Source organism: Undibacterium sp. WLHG33, assembly GCF_049544815.1.
Classification (GTDB): domain Bacteria; phylum Pseudomonadota; class Gammaproteobacteria; order Burkholderiales; family Burkholderiaceae_D; genus Undibacterium.
The window spans coordinates 1,442,555-1,462,859 of sequence record NZ_CP186697.1 but is presented as its reverse complement, the minus strand read 5'-3'; the positions used below and the strand labels follow the sequence as shown (position 1 = coordinate 1,462,859).

Below are 20,305 nucleotides of genomic sequence, written 5' to 3'. Positions count from 1 at the left end.
TCCGACATCAGCTTAAGCAATGTCTTTTGTGACCTCTGTATCGAAGATGCAGTATTGGAAATGCGATTTACCAATACTGTGATTTTTATCAGTTTAAGGTCTTATGCAAACCTTGTAAATCATAAACATGCAATTCATTCAAATGACGCATCCCTTCGACTGCCGCTTCTGCGCCGGCAATCGTTGTGAATGTTGTCGCGCGCGCGATCAGTGCTGAGGTACGGATCGCACGTGAGTCAGTGATCGCGTTACGTTTTTCCTCAACCGTGTTGATGACCATCGCAATCTCATTGTTTTTGATCATATCAACAACATGTGGCCGCCCTTCAACGACTTTATTGACAGTGGAAACTGCAACTCCTTCAGCAGCAATCGCAGCAGCTGTACCACGTGTGGCGACAACAGAAAAACCAAGCTCAACCAGGTCTTTCGCTACTTTTACTGCGCGCGGCTTATCACTGTTTTTTACACTGAGGAAAACCTTACCAGATGTTGGCAATTTAACGCCAGCCCCCAATTGTGACTTTACAAAAGCTTCACCGAAGGTTTTACCAACACCCATAACCTCGCCGGTTGATTTCATTTCCGGACCAAGAATCGTATCGACTCCAGGGAACTTCACAAACGGGAACACTGCTTCTTTAACGCTGAAGTATGGCGGCACAACTTCAGCGCCAATGCCCTGTGAATCCAGAGACTGACCAACCATGCAACGTGCAGCGATTTTCGCCAGTTGCAAGCCTGTTGATTTAGATACGTAAGGCACAGTGCGGGAAGCACGTGGATTCACCTCAAGAACGAAAACAACATCCTTACCGTCTTGTTTTTGGATCGCAAACTGCACATTCATCAAACCGACGACATTCAAGCCCTTAGCCATCAGCGCAGTCTGACGTTTGAGTTCAGCAATGGTTTCTTGCGACAGAGAATATGGTGGCAATGAACATGCCGAGTCGCCGGAATGTACACCAGCCTGCTCGATATGTTCCATCACACCGCCAATGAATGTACGCTGACCATCAGATAAGCAATCGACGTCGACTTCGATCGCATCATTCAGGAAGCGATCCAGCAAGACTGGCGAATCATGCGACACCTTAACGGCTTCACGCATGTAACGCTCAAGATCACGTTGCTCATGCACGATTTCCATCGCACGACCACCCAAGACATACGAAGGACGCACAACCAGCGGATAGCCAATCTCCTGCGCCAGTGCGAGCGCTTCCGCTTCAGTACGTGCTGTACGGTTCGGCGGCTGGCGCAAGCCCAATTCCTGCAGCATTTTCTGGAAACGTTCGCGGTCTTCAGCAGCATCAATCATGTCAGGCGAAGTGCCGACGATAGGCACACCATTAGCCTCAAGATCAAGTGCCAGCTTCAAAGGTGTCTGACCACCGTATTGCACAATCACACCAACTGGTTTTTCTTTGTCGACGATTTCCAAAACATCTTCCAGCGTCAGCGGCTCAAAATACAAACGATCTGATGTGTCGTAATCTGTTGAAACGGTTTCAGGGTTGCAGTTAACCATGATGGTTTCATAGCCATCCTCGCGCATCGCAAATGCAGCGTGGACGCAGCAATAATCGAATTCAATCCCCTGACCGATACGGTTAGGACCACCGCCCAGCACCATGATTTTCTTCTTATCAGTCGGATTGGATTCGCACTCTTCTTCATAAGTCGAATACATGTAGGCGGTGTTCGTGGCGAACTCACCGGCGCAGGTATCAACACGTTTATAGACCGGGCGTACCCCCAGAGCGCGGCGTTTTTCACGAATCGCAGTGTCGGTTGTTTTCAGCAATTTTGCCAGACGACGATCAGAGAAACCTTTTTGCTTCAGTTGCAGCATCAGCGCTTTATCCACGCTGTCAAGCGACTGCTCATCGAGCCACAACTCAATATCCACGATATCCTTGATCTGCACGAGGAACCACGGATCGATATGCGTCAGCTGATGCACTTCTTCCAAAGTAAAACCCTGCGCAAAAGCGTCGCCAACATACCAGATACGATCCGGACCCGGCTCACCCAGCTCTTTCTCAAGAGTCTCACGATCCTGGGTTTTTTCATTCATGCCATCGACGCCAACCTCAAGTCCACGCAGGGCTTTCTGGAACGATTCCTGGAAGGTGCGACCGATCGCCATCACTTCGCCGACAGATTTCATCTGTGTCGTCAGGCGATTATCTGCCTGCGGGAATTTTTCAAATGCGAAACGTGGAATCTTGGTGACGACGTAATCAATCGAAGGCTCGAAAGAAGCAGGAGTAGCGCCGCCAGTAATTTCATTGCGCAATTCATCGAGCGTAAAACCAACCGCCAGTTTGGCGGCGATTTTCGCGATAGGGAAACCAGTTGCCTTGGATGCGAGCGCAGATGAACGCGACACACGCGGATTCATCTCAATAACGATCATACGACCATCTTTAGGATTGACCGAGAACTGCACATTAGACCCCCCGGTATCCACACCGATTTCACGCAACACTGCCAACGAGGCATTACGCATGATCTGGTATTCTTTATCGGTCAACGTCTGTGCTGGCGCCACCGTAATAGAGTCGCCGGTATGCACACCCATAGGGTCCAGATTTTCGATCGAACAAACGATGATGCAATTGTCGGCCTTGTCGCGCACGACTTCCATCTCATACTCTTTCCAGCCTATCAGCGACTCCTCAATCAGCAGCTCATTGGTGGGTGACGCTTCCAGACCGCGTTTGCAGATGGTTTCGAATTCCTCAGGGTTGTATGCGATACCACCGCCTGTACCGCCCATGGTGAATGATGGACGGATAATGACTGGAAAGCCGACATCTTTCTGCACGGCCCACGCTTCATCCATAGAGTGTGCGACGCCGGAACGTGCAGAACCCAGACCAATTTTGGTCATCGCATTTTTGAATTTCAAACGGTCTTCGGCTTTATCGATCGCCTCGGGAGTTGCGCCGATCAGTTCGACTTTATACTTGTCGAGCACGCCATTACGCCATAAATCCAGCGCGCAATTCAGTGCGGTCTGACCACCCATGGTCGGCAGGATCGCATCCGGTTTTTCTTTAGCGATGATGCGCTCAACCACTTGCCAGGTAATAGGTTCGATGTAAGTCACATCGGCCATTTCCGGATCAGTCATGATGGTGGCAGGATTACTGTTCACCAGAATGACTTTATAACCCTCTTCGCGCAAAGCCTTGCAAGCCTGTGCGCCCGAGTAATCAAATTCGCAAGCCTGTCCGATAATGATAGGGCCAGCACCGATAATTAAAATACTTTTTATGTCGTTACGTTTTGGCATTTTTATTATTCTCCTGTCTTTGCCGTGGTCATCAATGTGATAAAGCGATCAAACAGGTAGGCGATATCATGCGGACCTGGAGATGCTTCAGGATGCCCCTGGAAGCAGAAGGCTGGTTTGTCAGTGCGCGCAAAGCCTTGCAGCGAACCATCAAACAAAGACACGTGCGTGACGCGGCAATTTGCTGGCAACGAAGCCGCATCGACTGCAAAACCATGATTCTGTGATGTGATCAATACCTGTTTCGTATCCAGATCCTGCACCGGATGATTAGCACCGTGATGACCGAATTTCATTTTCAGTGTTTTCGCTCCGGACGCGAGTGCCATGATCTGATGACCAAGACAGATGCCAAAGGTAGGAATACCTTTTTCTATCAATTCTTTTGCTGCAGCGATCGCGTAGTCACAAGGCTCAGGATCACCAGGCCCATTCGACAAAAACACACCATCAGGATTCAGCGCCAGCACGTCGGCAGCACTGGATTGCGCGGGCAGTACCGTAACCTTGCAACCGCGTTCCGCCAGCATGCGCAGGATATTGCGCTTGACGCCGAAGTCGAAAGCAACCACGTGGAACTTTGGATCCTTCAACTGATCATAACCCTGACCCAGCACCCACTCTGCTTCAGTCCATTCATATGCCTGTTTGGCAGAAACGACTTTTGCCAGATCCATGCCTGACAGACCTGGGAACGATTTCGCCAGCGCGAACGCTTTTTCAGCATCTGCTCCAACCAGAATCGCACCACCCTGCGCACCATTTTCACGCAAGATACGTGTCAGCTTACGGGTATCAATACCGGCAATAGCGACAATGTTTTGGGACTGGAGGTAAGCAGAGAGGGATTGTTCAGAGCGGAAGTTGGAAACCAGTTGCGGTAAATCTTTGATAATCAGACCAGCGGCGTGGATTTTGTCGGATTCAACGTCTTCAGAATTAACACCGGTATTGCCAATATGCGGATAAGTCAGGGTGACAATTTGAGAACTGTAACTGGGATCAGTCAGAATTTCCTGGTAGCCAGTCATGGAAGTGTTAAAAACGACTTCACCAAGAGTATGACCGGCAGCGCCAATAGAATATCCAGTGAAAATGGTTCCATCGGCAAGAGCAAGTGTAGCGGTGTCCTGACCGGAACGAAGAAGGGACTGCGGAATGGGCAGCAAGGGCAACTCCTGTATTGTTACCGCCGCTGCGACGCCCCAAGTTGCGTTATCTCAGGCCGGACAATATACGAGCGGCCTGTCAATAAGAATGGAGCGTTGAGAATTTGGGTAGGCGCTACGGCGAGATTTCGAATTAGTTAAACCCTCGAATTATAGCCTAAAACCACCCCTCAGGCAAATCTTAAACCCACGAAAACCCCGTGTTTTATCTCAGTCTGTCGCCCATCCATGAATAAAAACACGGGAAGCCAGGCGCTTATAAACCCAGGGCGGCGATCCCTGCTTTGGCAATTTGTGCATCTTCCTGTGATTTCACACCGGAAACACCAACCGCACCAACACAATACCCGTCAACGAAAATCGGCACACCGCCTTCCAGCATACCCTCAATCAAAGGTGCGCTGAGGAAAGAATAACGTCCGTTATTAATCAGGTCTTCATAAATCTTTGATTCACGCTTACCCATAGCCGCCGTCATCGCCTTGGCAGGAGCGATATGAGCGGAAACAGGTGCGACACCGTCCAGTCGCTGTAACCACATCAGATGTCCACCGTCGTCAACAATGGCGATCACCACTGCCCAATTATTTGCTTTGGCTTCTGCCTCCGCTGCTGCCGCGATTTTTTTTACATCATCCAGCGTCAGAATAGGTTTGGTTTGCATAGTCAGCTCCGTGTTAAGTAGAGCGGCGATTGTACGCGATGCCAAATTTCACCGGAGTAAAAAGTGTTTTTCAATTTTTCAGCCGGAAAATGGACAAGCAATGAAATCAAGCCCTAAAGGTTTACATTATTGAAGACTTCGCTTAAAGTTGACCCGTTTTCTTCAACAAGTGCCAAGATGCTAATAAACGTTTCCAAATTAAAAAGAAATGCCACATTAGTGCTCGTTGCAGCGGCGTTGCAGTTATCCGTCTGCCATCATGCTCAGGCAAGCGATAATCCCTTCCCTGAATCATCCACTGCGTTCAGCAAACTACAAGAAATCAAACAGCGCGCCTCCGATCTGACCATGAAAGCCATGGACTTTATGGGCATACGCTACAAACGTGGCGGCAGTACACCTGAAAACGGTCTCGATTGCAGCGGTTTCGTACGCCTCGTGTTTAAAGATGCTTTAGGCACCAATCTACCCCGTACCGCAGCTGAAATCAGCCGTGTTGGCGAAAATATTGATCAGAAAGATCTTCAGCCAGGCGATCTGGTGTTCTATAACACATTGCGTCGCGGCTTTTCCCACGTTGGCATTTATCTCGGGGATAATAAATTTATTCACTCTCCTTCTGCCGGCGGTCAGGTCCGGATTGAGAGTATGGATATTGCCTACTGGAAAAATCGTTTCAACGGTGCCCGTCGCATTAATGAAAACGACGCCAAGCAATAATCGCAGAAACAGTCGCTTCCATATACTCCCCTTATTTATCAATAAAAAAGCCTGGTGTCCGCATGAATACCAGGCTTTAAGAGATACTCCCCGGGAGTATCTTTACACTCAATACGGCTGCAGTTATCGCTCCTGCATTGCCCTTAATTTTTGCTTCAGTTCTGGCATTGCCGCCATCGCGGCACGTTCACCCGCCAGTATCGCCAGATTACGTCCGGCAAAATCACTACCCTTCATACTGGGCAATTCAGGGCGTATCACGACATCCGCCTGTTTCAACTCGAACTGATTGATGCTCTGCCCCATAATCGTCACTGTCTGCAGCAAAATATCAATGGTGCTACTGCCGTTTTGTGCTTCTGGCTGCTGAGAGATATTGACGGCAATCACCAGATCTGCACCCATATCCCTGGCAAAACGCACAGGCACAGGAGCCACTAAACCACCATCGACATATTGCCGGTCATTGATGCGCACAGGTTGAAACACTGCCGGCACTGCAGACGACGCACGCACAGCCGTTCCGGTATTTCCCCGCTGGAATAAAACGGCCTGCCCAGTCGAAAGATCAGTTGCAACTGCGCCGAATGGTTTCTTGAGCTTTTCGATAGGCGTCTGATGCACCATGCGATTCACGTACGCTTGCAAAGCATCGCCTTTCAACACGCCACTCGATTTGGCAAACAAAGGCAAAGACCAGTCAGAGATGGTTGCCTCATCCATTTCCAGCGCCATCTTCTGCAACGCGAATCCATTGTTGCCGGCAGCGTACATCGCGCCCACAACACTGCCAGCACTGGTACCGACGACGATATCGGCCTGTATTCCCTGCGATTCCAGCGCTTTAATGACACCGATGTGAGCAAACCCGCGCGCAGCTCCACCGCCCAGTGCCAGACCGATTCTGACAGGGCGATTCACTTTCACCGCAGGCGTTGCCGTGACCGGCGCCGGCACAACAGTTGGCTGCGTGCTGATACAGGCAGTCAGCAGGCTCAGCGCCGGGACCGCTACAAGCATCGCTGTAAATTTTTTTAATGTTGAAAGATGTTGATTCAGTGCAGAGATGGGAAATGCTGAGAAAGTTGGCATGTGATCAGTCAAAAACAGAAAGGTGAATTACCTCAGAAAAACAATGAAGCAGAATACTTCAATAAATTTAAGTTTGCAGAGCAGAATTATATTTCCAAACGAGGGCTCACGTCCCCGCAACAGAAAACGAGTGAATGATGAACGGACTTCTGCCAGCAACCATAAATTAATAAAAAGAAATTGTTGCTCTGTCATATCATTGACATATTAACCACGGATAATTCCCCGGTCTTTTTGGGAATGAAGACAAAGAATAAAAATTTGTATCTTTGAATGAAATAAGCAATCGATTGCGCAAACGCTGGCGACCGTTTGGATAACTATATTGAGAAAGAGAACATGAAAACAATTTATTGGCTTCCGCCACTGACGGCACTGGCACTGACTGCCTGCGGCACCAGTTCAAATACAGTCAGCGTCATTCCGGAAGGAACTGTATTGAAAGTTGCCTTACTTGAAACAACAGATCTGCATCAGAATATCCTGAGTTATGACTACTACGGTTTAAAAGCAGATACCAGTCTCGGTCTTGAACGCACTGCCGCTCTGATCAATTCGGCTCGCGCAGAAAATCCTAACACCGTGTTACTGGATGACGGCGACGTGATTCAAGGCACCTTGCTGGGCGACTATCAGGCAGTTGCCTCTCCGGTTCCTTGCAGTGGCACAATGGCGATCCACAAAGTAATGAATGCGCTGAAATATGACGGCGCTGGTGTTGGTAATCATGAATTCAACTATGGACTGAACTTCCTCAGCCAGATCACCAACACCGATTTCGGTATGAGTGACGTCACAAAGCCAGTTAACTGCGGCGCGCCAAACTTCCCTGTCGTTCTTGCTAACGTTGTCGGCGTCAGCAGCCAGAAACCTATTTTCAATCCTTACTCCATCATTCCTAAAAAATTCACTGCCACGACACCGGATGGCTCGCCACTGAATGTCACACTGAACGTCGGCATCATGGGTTTTGTTCCGCCACAGATTCTGGATTGGGATCAAAAATATCTGGCTGGCAAAGTCATGGTCAATGGCGCAGTCGAAACAGCGAACAAATACATTCCTGAAATGCGCAACAAGGGCGCAGACCTCGTCGTCGCCTTGTCTCACGGCGGTCTGGACGCGTCTGCCTACAGCCCGAAAATGGAAAATGCGAGCCTGCATCTGACCAATACCGGTATTGATGCCTTAATGGTCGGTCACTCCCACCTGATCTTCCCGAAAGCCAAAGAAGCCAACGGCCCTGCGATCGACGCTTCATTAGCAGCGCTGCCAGCAAGTCAGGTTGATACAGTCAAAGGACTGGTCAATGGCATTCCTACCGTCATGGCACAAAGCTGGGGACGTCGTCTCGGCATTATTCAGATGGTATTGAAATACCAGGGTGGTAAATGGGTAGTGCAAAAAGATCAGACAAATGTCGAAGCACGTGGCTTTAAATACAAAGACGGCACAACGATCGTTGATGCTGACGCTTCCGTCGCACCACTGGTCGATACTGAGCATAAAGCGGCATTGTCCTACGCGACTCAGCCACTGGGAACAACGACTGACTTTGAAATGTCTGCCTATTTTGCTTTAGTCGGCGACGTCAGTGCGATTCAAATCGTGAATCAGGCACAAATCGATTACGTCAAGAATTTCATTGCTAATTCGACTGACGCGACGATCGCCAGCTACAAAACGATTCCTGTGATTTCCTGCAGCGCGCCATTTAAAGCTGGTCGTAACGGCGCGACAGACTTTACCGATGTCGCACCGACAGCAACAGCCGCTGCACCAGTTGGCCTGCAAGTCCGTAACCCGGGCGACCTGTATTTGTACGGCAACAATAACATTCAGGCAGTCAAGATCAAAGGTTCCGATCTGAAAGCCTGGCTGGAAACCGTGGCAAAACAATTCGCACAAATTAATCCAGCCCTGACCACAGAGCAAGATCTGGTGCCATCTTATGGAACGATCTATAACTACGATGTGTTCTATGCCGAAAACAATGCGCTGACCTATCAGATTGACGTAACGAAAGCCGTTGGCAGCCGTATCGTGAACCTGACCTACGCAGGTAAGCCTATTGCTGACACCGATGATTTCATCGTTGCCACTAACGACTATCGTGCAGCAGGCGGTGGTAATGTCCCCGGCATTGACGGTAGCAAAACCATCATTAAATCACCAGACGCAAATCAGGCTGTCGTCAGTGACTATGTTAAAAAACAAGGCAAACTGACACTGGCTAAAAATGGTTCAGGGAAAAGCTGGAGTTTCGTTAAAACCACAACTGCTGGTCCTGTCATTTTGCGCTCTGCACCTGGCAAACTGGCAATCGCAAGCAATTCAGGTTTAAACCTGGTGAAATCTGAAGGCGCGCTCGATGCTAATGGTTTCGCCAAATACACGATTGACCTCAGCAAATAATCTCCAGGTCATCTGCACCTGGCAGTATTGCGCGATATATGCAGTTATGAGCAGTAAGTATGAAGCTGTAATTTAAGCGCTAACCTGCTCCTGGCAACAGGAGCAGGTTTTAATGATCCGAACACCATGAAAAATATTTCCCCCCTCGCTGCCCTCGCCTGCTGCATCTTCCTCGGTGCATGCACACCCGGCATCAATTCCCATCCCGCGACTGCTGAAATTGAATCGACAGGCATGCGTGCGATACAAGCGCAACACCCTGATGCTATCAAAACCCTCAGAGCGTGGGCGAACCAGGGAATAGTCACAGCACAAAGAGAACTCGGCCTGGCGCTTGCAGTACAAGCGGACAAACAGGCAGAAGCAGCGCAATGGCTGGAAAAAGCGGCTCAGGCGGGCGATACCGAGGCGCAATTTGCGTTTGCTGAAGCTAATTACAAAGCCAGGCTCGGTCTTCCGCAAAACCTGAAGCTTGCCTGGAAATGGTATGAAGCGGCCGCAGCAAAAAACAATGCCAAGGCAAGCTTCATGCTGGCACGGATGGCAAAATACGGCGAAGGCACGACGCTGGATCTGCAAAAATCAGTGCACTGGTTACAAGTTGCCAGCAATCAGGGGAATGCACAGGCAATGTTTCTGCTGTCGAATGCATACGCTGATGGCGAGGGTATTGCCAAAGATCCGGTCAAAGCCAGAGCCTGGCTGGAGCGCTCAGCAGAAGGCGATTTTCCACCGGCGATACAGTCACTTGCAATGGAACTGGAAGGCGGGAAAGAACACCACGATCCTGACAAGCTCAGCGCGCGTCACCTGCTGAAAGAAGCGTCAGATGAACGCATGCTGCGCTGGAACAAATTCCAGTAAGCACTGCAAATATTTTCCGAAAAAAAAAGCCTGCAACATGCAGGCTTTTTAATTCACAGACAAAATCTAGCGCGAAGAAACAAGTTTCAAACCAAAACCGATCAGCGATAAACCTGCCAGCTTTTCGAGAATACGGGTCACAGTCGGATTAGCACGCAGGCGCTCCGCCAGAAAATGCGTCAGCAAGACCGCGGTCAGGCCGTAAATAAACGTCAGAACGGCAATCGTCGTTGCCATGAATCCGAACGTGATGAGCCCCTGATGACGTACAGGATCGACAAATAAAGGGAAAAAAGCCATATAAAACACGATGGCTTTGGGATTCAGCAAAGTGATGGTCAGCGCCTGCTGCATGTAATGATGTGGCTTGATATTTAACACCGGTGCCACGCCCGGTTTTGCCAGCAACATCTTGCCGCCCAGCCAGACAAGATATGCCGCTCCAAGCCACTGCACCGCCTGAAAAGCGGCCGGATAGGAATGCAATACCGCAGCTACACCGGCAACAGCCATCCAGAGCAAGACCTGATCACCGAATATCACGCCAAACGTCGCCGCCAGCCCGCCTTTGATGCCGCCCTTACTGGTCGATGTGATCAAAGCCAGATTACCGGGTCCGGGAATAATCAGTAAGACAATAAATGCGACAACAAACGAACCATAATCAGTAACGCCAAGCATGATAAATCCTTAAATTGAACGAATCAGACCAATATTGCTCTGAACTACGACACATAAACTCATACAGTAAGAGAAAACCTGATCGGCAATCAAGTATTTCTTTGAAGGTCACACGTCACCGACTATCTTCAGGTATTACCTGAACGAACGAATACAGACAGGGGTTCCGCGAAAAAGAGAATGGATAGCCTAGGATAGTTATATGTTTTGTGAATAATTATTATCTAAATATTTGATTTTACGTATTTATTGCAGTGCAGTATAGTTACTCCTGTCTCCTCAAACACCGTCAAGGTTTGGATTTAAGCCCGCCGATGCGGGCTATTTTTTTATCTGCCGCGGTTCCCTCAGTCGTCAATCTTTTGCTGAGTTGCACACAGTTTGATAGCAGCGCAGCGTCCCTGCACTGAGCAATCGCAAAAAAAAAACACCCGCAGAGCCAAAGCGTAACGATGTGACCGATATCAGCCGCTCCCCCCCATATTGATTACGACTCAGGTTTTCTGAAAAAAATATCGGTTTGCTGGTTTCTTTCCCTTCTGATTCCACTACTATTCCTACTTTAATTAAATAACGTTAATCAGTCTTTCATCTGTTTTTATCGGAACCTGAGTTTATTTGTCGCACCGACATTACCGTTCACCCATGCCAAGTACTGTTAACTCCTATTCGTTTCAACGTCACATCTGGTACACCCTGTCCTTACTGGTTATTCTGGTCTGCACGTTCACCTTGTCTGTCATATCAGAGAAAACAATAGACGCAGAAAACGAACAGCGACTGATGTCATTTATGCTGGCAGATGAGTTGCGGCAGTCTTCCGATGACCTGACGCGCATGGCGCAGTTGTATGTTGCTTCCGGCGATCCGCGGGAGCAACAGTACTATCAGGACATACTCGATATCCGCGATGGTAAAAAGCCACGGCCGGTGAATTACGGTGGAATATATTGGGATCTCGTGCTTGCAACCGGGAAATCGCCGACACCGGACAGCCCCCAGAAAAAACCCCTGCTGGAACTGATGCGTGATGCGGGTTTCACGAGCGAGGAACTGAATACTCTGTCAGAGGCCAAGGTTTTTTCAGACCGGCTGACACAAACCGAGCGCGAGGCGATGCGCTTACGTCAATCAGAGAACGGGAAAGAGAGAGCGATTCAGATGTTGCACGACGCCGCTTACCTGAATGCCAAGGCTGACATCATGAAGCCGATTGAGCATTTTTATGATCTGATGACAACACGAACAAATAATGCAGTCCGCAGTGCAGAGCGTCGTGCTTTATTCATCCGGATTGTATTCATTGGTCTGGCTCTGTTATTGCTTCTGATGCTGTACCGCACGTCACGTGCACTCAGAATCATTATGGGTGGCGCAGTCAGTGAGGTACATGCTGAAATCACACGTATCGGCACCGGCGACTTCAGCAAACCATTGTCTGTGAAGGAGCGAATTCCCGGCTCTGTGCTCAGCCGGCTGGCCGAAATGCAAAATAAGCTCAAACAGATTACAGATCAGCATCAGCAGGCGCAGGCAGAATTAAGTCAGAGTGAAGCCAATCTGAAAATCGCCCAGCAACTGGCTCAGATAGGAAACTGGGATATCAGCCGGGATACAGGGCTGGTTTTCTGGTCAGACGAGGTCTACCGTATTTTCGAAGTCAGCCCCGATACCTTTACTCCTTCGGAATCGTCCTTTGTTGAAGCTACCCATCCGGACGACAGGACTTTGCTCAGCACTACTTATAACGATGTCATTCAAAACAAGACCGCGTATGAAATAACCCGGCGTCTGTTATTGAAAAACGGACAGATTAAGTACATTAACGAACGTGGTAAGCCTGTTTATCAGGAGGACGGGCATCTGCTGCGCCTCATCGGCACGGTACAGGATGTCACAGCCAGTAAGCTCAGTGAACTGGCGTTAAAACGACTCAATCGCGATTTGCGCTTGCTCAGCGACTGCAACATGGCGCTCGTGCGCGCCGAAGATGAGCATACATTGCTCAATGAAATCAGTCGCTTGTGCGTCGAGAGTGGCGGTTATCTGATGGCATGGGTTGGATACGCTGAGTATGACGATGCACGCACAGTGAAACCTGTAGCGCGCTCTGGTTACGAAAATGGCTATCTCGACGGTATCACTATTTCCTGGGGCGACAATGCATTTGGCAGCGGCCCGGTCGGTTCTGCGATCAGAAACGGTTTGCCGACGACAATTCAGAATGTATTGACGGACGACAGAATGCAGCCATGGCGTTCAGCAGCGATGCAGCGAGGTTATCAGTCTAGTATCGGCCTGCCACTGATACATAACGAGCATACGATAGGCGCGCTCACCCTGTATTCCAGCGAGGCCAGTGCTTTTGACGCGGAGGAAATCCGGCTCTTAATGGAACTGGCGAACGATCTGGCATTTGGCATCATTAACCTGCGCACCCGCGCGGCGCATGCAGAAGCCAAGTTGAAACTGGATTTTCTGGCCAACTTCGACTCCCTGACCCACCTGCCGAACCGCACATTACTGCAAGACCGCTTTGAACATGCGGCGATCATCGCCGCCAGTGAAAACACGATCGTTTCGCTGCTGTATCTCGATCTGGATCACTTTAAACATATTAATGACAGCCTCGGCTACGCGACTGGCGACCGGGTACTGATCAAGGTCGTTGAACGCCTGCGTCAGTGCATACCGGAAACTGCCACCATCAGCAGACTGAGCGGGGACGAATTCGTTGTTCTTCTGACTGGCAAACGCGATGCGATCGGTATCGCGGGAGTGGCTAATGCGATCAGTGATATCTTTGTCGATCCCATCGATATCGACGGCAATGTGCTGAATGTTTCCTGCTCTATCGGTATCGGTCTGTTCCCTGAGGACGGCAAAGATTTTGACACCCTGCTCAAAAACACACATGCCGCGGTCGATAGCGCAAAAGATGCCGGGCGCAATACCTATTGCTTTTTCTCGCACGAGATGAATGCCGGTCTGACAGAGCAAATCAGACTGACCGGCGGATTGGTCCATGCGTTACGCAATCAGGAATTCCGCATTTACTATCAACCGCAGTCTGATATCCATAGCGGAAAAATCATCGGTGCTGAAGCACTGCTGCGCTGGCAGCATCCGGTCGATGGCTTGATTTCACCGGGTAAATTCATCAATCTGGCGGAGCGTAGTGGTCATATTATTCCCATCGGCGAATGGGTGCTGAATGAAGCCTGCCGTCAGGCCGCTACCTGGTTACGCGACTATCCGGATGCACCGGTCGTCGCCGTCAATCTGTCTGCCTTACAGTTTAAACGCGGCAAAATCCTCGATGTGGTTGCCAATGCACTGACGCAATCGGGTTTACCTCCACAACAACTGGAGCTAGAGCTGACGGAATCGATCTTATTGCAGGACGTGGGCACCACCATAAAAATCCTGCACGGCCTGAAAAATCTCGGCGTCAAACTCTCAATTGATGACTTCGGCACCGGTTATTCCAGTCTGTCTTACCTGAAGCAGCTGGCCGTCGATAAACTGAAAATTGATCAGTCGTTTGTCCGCGACATGCTGACCAGCAGCGACGGTGCGGCTATTGTCAAAACCATCATCCAGCTCGGACACAACCTGCAACTGACCGTCATTGCCGAAGGCGTTGAAACGCAGGAACAACTCGCATTCCTGACTGAATACGGATGCGACGAAGTACAGGGATATTTACTCAATCATCCTTTACCAGTCAGCGAATTCAGCCGTTTACTCGCCGGGCGTTCCTGATTCTGACGAATCAATCGCTCAGAAACGCCGGTGTTCACGCGGCTCAAACACGGGGTCCGGGCCGTTTTCCAGTTTGCGCACGATGCCATCCTGATCGAAATAAACCGCCATCAATGAATTCCAGACGCCGCTCTCCTTGTACGGATATGACCATGCTTCCAGCCCGACTCTGGAGTAATACACATGTTCGTACGGCGCCCCCAGAATTTTTAAGACCGCAGCTTTATCGGACACGCCCAGTTTGATTTCGGCAAATTTCTGCTCCGTCAGGACTTGCTCATAGGAGATCACTTTGCCATCAGCAGCAACCCTGACCATATGCGTCGCCTGCGCTCTGCGGCCATGCATATACTCGAGCAAATGCGTTGCACCATCCTGATAAACATGGGTCGGATTACCCAGTCTGGTCGTCACTTCGCTTTCCGTTTGCAACGCGGCGACATCCACCGATCGCCAGCTTGCACAAGAACTTAAAACAGCGACAAGGCTGATTGCAGCGAGCCTGATCATGGTGTTCATTTTGAGTGTTTTCATCTTCAATCGAAAATAGTGAATCTGATTGCGGTGCTACTCAGCAAAATCATGCAACAGGTGAATCGTACACCTTTACGCCATTCGCTTCAGCTTGCCATTCCCCCGAGACACCGCTGACTCTGCGAGAGCGGCGCAATCAGCGCCGGATTTTTCGCTACTGATACGGCAAATCAATGTGAGAAAAAATCAACAACTGTAATAAAAATCCACAGATCACCGGCAAAAATGCTAATTTACCCAACTGAAGATCAGATGACATGATTTCAGTCTGCAAGAGATCAGTAACGACGGTATGCAGTATTTCAGAATGGCTCCAGTAGTTCATCATTCGGCGAGGTCATATGCAAATCGACATTTATCAAAGCGTCACTCAACCAAAAAAGCACTTGTCTGTCGCCGCGGATACCGACGTCAATCTGCTCAATCTGGAAGATCCTGACTATGCCAATGTCAGGCTGATACAACGTGGTTTTGACACGCTGGGGTTGGCCAGACCTGCCGGTCTCGATATTTCCGCTGCCATCGCGGGCATAGAGATTGAAGGTTATTATCTGCACAGCGCCGATATCGAAATCGGCTGGGAACAGCAATCCTGACACCAACGCCAACAGGCTTGAGCACCTGAAAGGAGACCATCTTGAGAACGTTTAAAACCGGTAATTTCGAGATCACCTTTGAGCACGATATTCAGGATAACGCGATCATCGCTCCTTATGCCACGATCAGGAATTTACTGACCGGGGAAGAAGGCGGTGTGCTGGAGCTTGACATGATCTGTCAGACCGAGCCGCAAGCAGATGAAGAAGTCATCCGTGAAGCAAAACACAGAATCGCCACTGGCCAATGGCGTGACTGAGCCGGAACACATTTGATTGCCACCCGAAGTAAAAATGCAAAAAACAAGAAAATATACTGGGGGGAGTATATTTTCGTGCCCTTTATTTATGCAGATATGAAGGCGAAACCGGCGGATACTCCCCTGTTTTTGCTAAATCGCTGATTCAGGCGATGTCTGTGGCAACGCTCTGAATACGATTATCTGGCAGCGCGGAATTGCTGATATTTCTGCATCAGGGCATCATATAAAGCGCTGCCGCTGCGAGCGTAACCCTCTTCCGTAAAATGCACCAGATCAGGCCGCGCCAGTGGCGGGTTGGCCTCCGCATAGCGCTGTATCGCGCAATCACCGCCCATCGCCGCCGCCCAATCCCAGTACAATAATTTTTCAGCGACCGCGGTTTCACGCTGTATGGTTTGTACGGTACGTAATGCCATCGGTAATTTATAGCGGCACCCTGCACTTTCACCCGGCCCGATCTTTTTCGCTGAATTCGGCGCACCGATCAACAAAATCGCCGCCTCAGGCGCAGCGCTGCGTAATTGCCGTATGGTTGTTTGCAAATCCAATCGGTAAGCGTCAAAGTCAGGTTTGCTATCAAACGCTTCGTTGGTTCCATACGACAAAATCAACAACTGCGGACGACGCCAGCGCAACTGATCGCGCACCGCCTCTGGTTGCCAGCGGCTGATTACCCGTTGCGTCGCCCCGACGATGCCCAGCGCATCAACACTGATTCCGGGCGCAATCGCATCAATCGCAATACCGCCCAGCTCCGCTGGATTGCCCTCGGAACGCAGAAATAAACTATTGAGTTCCGCTCCGCTGCCGATCACATAGCTGACCTGCCAATCATTGCCAACTGGTGGCGCCAGATCGCGGATATCGCCATCGGGAAAAGCCAGTTTCCAGCCGCCTGCGGCTTGATCAGACACTTTGCGTGACCAGATGCTGACGCGATAGATACCGTTCAGTGGCTGTTTCGGTACAATTTCCATGTAAGCGCCTGAGGACGGCATGCTGGCAACACCGCCAAGCGGAAAATTTTCCGGATTCGCACGGCTGATACGGGTATTCCACTGCCCTGCCATTTTCATCAAGACCTGCGCAGAACGCTGGTTTTTCACATAACCAGGCGTGATCCAGCCTATGCCCGCGTTGCCGAAACGCTGCTGCAGACGTTCGCGATATGCGTGCGTAAAATAATCGCCACCGGTATGAGAGTCGCCCAATTGCAGAATATGAATGACATCCTTACTCTCGCCGCGCTCAAGCGCCGCCAGCTGACGCCAGAGTCGCGCCGCATTCGGATCACCGTAATCATGCAAGATGCTGGCACTGGCCACGGATGACAAAAGAAAGAGCGGCAATAGTGCTGATGCCAGACGCCGCCATAAAAAAGGGATGATCACAAAGGCTTACTCACGATTGGTAGAGCAAATTGACGCAAAATCAGATCACTCAGAATTTTCTGTCCGGCGCGGGTGAAATGGATGCCGTCTTCATTGCGGACAGTCACGGTTTTCCCGTCCTCTTTCGTAATCGATTTCTGATAGGTGTCGGCATTATCGCTTAATAGTTCACGGGTCGATAAATAACGCGAAGCACTGTCTTTGATCGCCGCAGAAAACAGCTGGTTCAGGACTTTAACACCACGGTTGATATTTTCCCGCCCCATATTCGGCGCACCCAGCCAGATCACGCGGATATGCTGAGCATGGGCGTATCTGATGATACTCTCCACTCTGGACGCGTAGGTCGATTGCCATTTCTCGCTGCCGAAGCGTTCATATTTGTTGCCAAACACCATATCCCAGGTATCGTTCGCACCAAGAAATACCACCAGCACCGAAATGCGCTCTTTGCTGATTGTGTTCTTAATCGTCGTTGGCCAGTCAAAATAACCAGGATAAGTCAGTCCGGTACTCTGACGACTCAGATCCAGTGACTTCACATTCCCATTTTGCAGCGCCCGCGCAACGTGCGGGGCCACGCCCTGCATCATGGAGTCCCCGACCAGCAGCACTTTATCGCTGGGGCTGAGTACAATACGCCCCTCCTCATCCAGAGACGCAAACTGACTTAAAGGCGTAACGCGATTTTCTTCCGTCCCAGCCTGGGCTGGCGCTGTATTCTGTGTATCCGGCTTTGCATCCTGTAACGTCCCGTTGCTCACCCCCGCCGTTTTTTCTCTTTCTTTTGCACCCAGCCCGGCAAGGCTGTCAGGTTCCGCATCGCTATTCTTACCCGCTTTTCTGACTTCGTCTGGGGCGGTCGATAACCTGGATGAAATTCCATCGGTATGTGTCTTTAGAGCCAGTCCATTTGTTGCCTGTGCCTGTTGAACCGGCTCTTCCTTTTGTACGAGAGCAGATTTGCCCAGCCACAGCACATTCGTGGCAAGCATCAGACGCTCGTGCGTCTCCGCCAGTGTATCGATCTGCTGCTCTAAGGTTCGTGCCACGATGCGGGTGATGTCCATTCCGCTGCGCCATAACTCATTATCTGACATACGGTTCAGTCCTAATTCACTGTGCCGCGTCTGCTGCCAGTAGGTATCGAGCGCATCTTGCCGCAACCAGAACAATAAACCCAGTGTCAGCGCAATCACCGCCAGTGTCGGTACCGCAGCGGTATCAGCCTTCTTCGCTTTCAGCGGTGTGCCCGCTTGTGTTTTTATTTTTGTTTTCACCTTCGCCATCATGCGAACTCTTCTTCAGAATACTCAGTAGGAATAATATAAAAATGCCGGTACCCCTGATGGCCCAAGCAAATTGATCAGTAATACCAGAAACGCGAGTAGCACGGGTTTCAGGATCAAAGGCGTTTTTTCCAACAAACCCAGACTGCTGTCACGCACTTGTTCAAAGTAATACGAGCCCCAGAAAAAGAGCAATAACAAGGCACATCCGCCAAGCACATTGAGCTCGATAGCACCATCGTGACGGGTAAAGCCGGACAGATAATTCAGTGCTTCCTGCCAGCCATCGGCACGAAAAAATATCCAGGCGACGCAGACGAAATGGAACGTAATCACACCACTGAGAAAGCCGTCCGCTTTGCGTCCGGTGATTTTCTCCAGCGCGTTTTGTGCAACCATACCCAGCCCGTGCAATGCCCCCCAGATCAGGTATTTAATGGCAGCGCCATGCCATATGCCGCTGATCAGCATGGAAGTGAGAATCGTCATCTGCGTCATCCACCAGCCGTGACGATTACCTCCCATCGGGATATAAACGTAATCCCGTATCCAGGTCGAGAGTGAGATATGCCAGCGCCGCCAGAATTCACGCAGATTAACCGCCAGATACGGTAAATTAAAATTCTGATTCAACTGGTATCCCAGCAACATTGCCATTGCAATCACCAGATCGGAATAACCGCTGAAATCAAAATAAATCTGAATCGCAAACGCGTACATACCTAACAGCAGCTCGATCCCCTGATATGCATCGGGGTTCGCAAACAAGGGATTGACCCAGGTTGAAGCGATCCAGCTTGCCAGCCAGACTTTTTTAATCAATGCAGAAAGTAATAACCAGAAGATACGATCTGGCTGACGAATCTGACGCACGGCTTTTTCTTCGATCTGCGCCAGCAACGTATCCGGGCGACAGATAGGGCCCGCCATCAGTGTAGGGAAAAATGCGAGATACAAAGCGCTGTCGAGCGGATTGGCAGGATCGCGCTCATTGCGGCCAACCGCGACGATATAGGCAATGGCTTGAAACGTATAAAACGAAATACCGACAGGAAGAATAATATCCAGTGCAGGAATCACCCAATCGGACTGCAACGCAGCAGCTGCGAGCTGAAAACCCTCGCGAAAGAAATCAAAATATTTAAAAACCGCCAGATTAAGAACAGAGGCAGTAATGCCGGCAACAGTCAGTTTTTTTCTATGCTGCGGCCAGCGCCGTACCACTGCAAACAGCAATAGTAACGACACCGTATAACACGCCAGCGTCGCGCTGAAACGCCAGTCCAGCGATGCATAAATGGCGTAAGAAGCGAGCAGCAAAGCGAATTTTTGTGCAGAACTCCAACGTGCCAGCGCCCAGTAAAGTAATAGAAACAACAAAAAGCAAACAGCAAATTCGGGCGACAGGTAACTCATGCTAGCTTAGGAGACAAAATACGCAAACGAAAATCAATCAACCGCCAGCAATGACAACAAGCAGCGGAAAACAAAGAGAAAGACTTTACATTATCTCAATATTTTTGCGCAATGCATTTCCCTCTGTCGATGCGCGAAA

The 20,305-nt window shown here is 50.0% G+C and carries 15 protein-coding genes; 6 read left to right on the top strand and 9 right to left on the bottom strand.

Annotated features, from left to right (window positions below; translation table 11 throughout):
* Window positions 1–88: 88 nt before the first annotated feature.
* From carB to ACOTSW_RS06585, 3 genes are all read right to left on the bottom strand, one after another.
* A complete protein-coding gene (gene carB, locus ACOTSW_RS06595; RefSeq protein WP_423681736.1) occupies window positions 89–3,307 on the bottom strand; it encodes a carbamoyl-phosphate synthase large subunit in 3,219 nt (1,072 codons plus the stop codon).
* A 5-nt stretch (window positions 3,308–3,312) separates the two neighbouring features.
* Window positions 3,313–4,467 carry a glutamine-hydrolyzing carbamoyl-phosphate synthase small subunit gene (carA, locus tag ACOTSW_RS06590; RefSeq protein ID WP_423682273.1) on the bottom strand — a complete coding sequence of 385 codons (1,155 nt, stop codon included), beginning with the start codon at window positions 4,465–4,467 and terminating at the stop codon, window positions 3,313–3,315.
* A gap of 265 nt (window positions 4,468–4,732) precedes the next feature.
* On the bottom strand, window positions 4,733–5,140 hold the full coding sequence (locus ACOTSW_RS06585) for a GlcG/HbpS family heme-binding protein (protein WP_423681735.1): 408 nt from the start codon (window positions 5,138–5,140) through the stop codon (window positions 4,733–4,735).
* Between the two features lie 177 nt (window positions 5,141–5,317).
* Here ACOTSW_RS06585 and ACOTSW_RS06580 point away from each other — a divergent pair, with 177 nt between their 5' ends.
* The gene (locus ACOTSW_RS06580) at window positions 5,318–5,860 is read left to right on the top strand and encodes a C40 family peptidase (protein WP_423681734.1); all 543 of its coding nucleotides are present in this window, start codon (window positions 5,318–5,320) and stop codon (window positions 5,858–5,860) included.
* 123 nt (window positions 5,861–5,983) lie between these two features.
* On the opposite strand, the gene ACOTSW_RS06575 is transcribed toward ACOTSW_RS06580, so the two are convergent.
* Window positions 5,984–6,880, bottom strand: coding sequence for a patatin-like phospholipase family protein (locus tag ACOTSW_RS06575; protein WP_423681733.1), 897 nt, complete (start codon window positions 6,878–6,880; stop codon window positions 5,984–5,986).
* Between the two features lie 411 nt (window positions 6,881–7,291).
* Here ACOTSW_RS06575 and ACOTSW_RS06570 point away from each other — a divergent pair, with 411 nt between their 5' ends.
* Together ACOTSW_RS06570 and ACOTSW_RS06565 are read left to right on the top strand one after the other, a co-directional pair.
* A complete protein-coding gene (locus ACOTSW_RS06570; protein WP_423681731.1) occupies window positions 7,292–9,367 on the top strand; it encodes a bifunctional 2',3'-cyclic-nucleotide 2'-phosphodiesterase/3'-nucleotidase in 2,076 nt (691 codons plus the stop codon).
* A gap of 126 nt (window positions 9,368–9,493) precedes the next feature.
* Complete coding sequence (locus ACOTSW_RS06565) at window positions 9,494–10,231, top strand: tetratricopeptide repeat protein (protein ID WP_423681730.1); 738 nt, start codon at window positions 9,494–9,496, stop codon at window positions 10,229–10,231.
* A gap of 66 nt (window positions 10,232–10,297) precedes the next feature.
* Here the strand turns inward: ACOTSW_RS06565 and ACOTSW_RS06560 are convergent, their stop codons facing one another.
* A complete protein-coding gene (locus ACOTSW_RS06560; RefSeq protein WP_423681729.1) occupies window positions 10,298–10,912 on the bottom strand; it encodes a LysE family transporter in 615 nt (204 codons plus the stop codon).
* A gap of 645 nt (window positions 10,913–11,557) precedes the next feature.
* Between ACOTSW_RS06560 and ACOTSW_RS06555 the strand changes: the two genes are divergently transcribed.
* On the top strand, window positions 11,558–14,677 hold the full coding sequence (locus ACOTSW_RS06555; RefSeq protein WP_423681728.1) for a bifunctional diguanylate cyclase/phosphodiesterase: 3,120 nt from the start codon (window positions 11,558–11,560) through the stop codon (window positions 14,675–14,677).
* Window positions 14,678–14,695: 18 nt separating this feature from the next.
* Here ACOTSW_RS06555 and bamE read toward each other — a convergent pair whose 3' ends face one another.
* Complete coding sequence (gene bamE / locus ACOTSW_RS06550; RefSeq protein WP_423681726.1) at window positions 14,696–15,211, bottom strand: outer membrane protein assembly factor BamE domain-containing protein; 516 nt, start codon at window positions 15,209–15,211, stop codon at window positions 14,696–14,698.
* A gap of 341 nt (window positions 15,212–15,552) precedes the next feature.
* Here bamE and ACOTSW_RS06545 point away from each other — a divergent pair, with 341 nt between their 5' ends.
* Window positions 15,553–15,807 (top strand): hypothetical protein, encoded by a 255-nt coding sequence (locus ACOTSW_RS06545; protein ID WP_423681725.1) that lies wholly within the window; start codon window positions 15,553–15,555, stop codon window positions 15,805–15,807.
* Between the two features lie 41 nt (window positions 15,808–15,848).
* Window positions 15,849–16,067: a hypothetical protein gene (locus ACOTSW_RS06540; protein ID WP_423681723.1), complete on the top strand. Its 219-nt coding sequence runs from the start codon at window positions 15,849–15,851 to the stop codon at window positions 16,065–16,067.
* Between the two features lie 179 nt (window positions 16,068–16,246).
* Here the strand turns inward: ACOTSW_RS06540 and ACOTSW_RS06535 are convergent, their stop codons facing one another.
* Genes ACOTSW_RS06535 through ACOTSW_RS06525 form a run of 3 tightly spaced genes read right to left on the bottom strand, consistent with a single transcriptional unit; the run spans window position 16,247 to window position 20,166 of the window.
* A complete protein-coding gene (locus ACOTSW_RS06535) occupies window positions 16,247–17,461 on the bottom strand; it encodes an SGNH/GDSL hydrolase family protein (protein ID WP_423681722.1) in 1,215 nt (404 codons plus the stop codon).
* Entirely contained in the window at window positions 17,458–18,750 is a 1,293-nt protein-coding gene (locus ACOTSW_RS06530) for a DUF459 domain-containing protein (RefSeq protein WP_423681721.1), read from the bottom strand. The genes ACOTSW_RS06535 and ACOTSW_RS06530 overlap by 4 nt, the downstream gene beginning before the upstream one ends.
* A gap of 24 nt (window positions 18,751–18,774) precedes the next feature.
* Window positions 18,775–20,166, bottom strand: coding sequence for an MBOAT family O-acyltransferase (locus tag ACOTSW_RS06525; protein WP_423681720.1), 1,392 nt, complete (start codon window positions 20,164–20,166; stop codon window positions 18,775–18,777).
* Window positions 20,167–20,305 lie beyond the last annotated feature (139 nt).

Bases quoted from the DNA above. Each gene is read 5' to 3' on its own strand.
- carB (WP_423681736.1), bottom strand. From the start codon at position 3,307: ATGCCAAAACGTAACGACATAAAAAGTATTTTAATTATCGGTGCTGGC.
- ACOTSW_RS06585 (WP_423681735.1), bottom strand. From the start codon at position 5,140: ATGCAAACCAAACCTATTCTGACGCTGGATGATGTAAAAAAAATCGCG.
- ACOTSW_RS06580 (WP_423681734.1), top strand. From the start codon at position 5,318: ATGCTAATAAACGTTTCCAAATTAAAAAGAAATGCCACATTAGTGCTC.
- ACOTSW_RS06575 (WP_423681733.1), bottom strand. From the start codon at position 6,880: ATGCTTGTAGCGGTCCCGGCGCTGAGCCTGCTGACTGCCTGTATCAGC.
- ACOTSW_RS06570 (WP_423681731.1), top strand. From the start codon at position 7,292: ATGAAAACAATTTATTGGCTTCCGCCACTGACGGCACTGGCACTGACT.
- ACOTSW_RS06565 (WP_423681730.1), top strand. From the start codon at position 9,494: ATGAAAAATATTTCCCCCCTCGCTGCCCTCGCCTGCTGCATCTTCCTC.
- ACOTSW_RS06560 (WP_423681729.1), bottom strand. From the start codon at position 10,912: ATGCTTGGCGTTACTGATTATGGTTCGTTTGTTGTCGCATTTATTGTC.
- ACOTSW_RS06555 (WP_423681728.1), top strand. From the start codon at position 11,558: ATGCCAAGTACTGTTAACTCCTATTCGTTTCAACGTCACATCTGGTAC.
- bamE (WP_423681726.1), bottom strand. From the start codon at position 15,211: ATGAAAACACTCAAAATGAACACCATGATCAGGCTCGCTGCAATCAGC.
- ACOTSW_RS06545 (WP_423681725.1), top strand. From the start codon at position 15,553: ATGCAAATCGACATTTATCAAAGCGTCACTCAACCAAAAAAGCACTTG.
- ACOTSW_RS06530 (WP_423681721.1), bottom strand. From the start codon at position 18,750: ATGGCGAAGGTGAAAACAAAAATAAAAACACAAGCGGGCACACCGCTG.
- ACOTSW_RS06525 (WP_423681720.1), bottom strand. From the start codon at position 20,166: ATGAGTTACCTGTCGCCCGAATTTGCTGTTTGCTTTTTGTTGTTTCTA.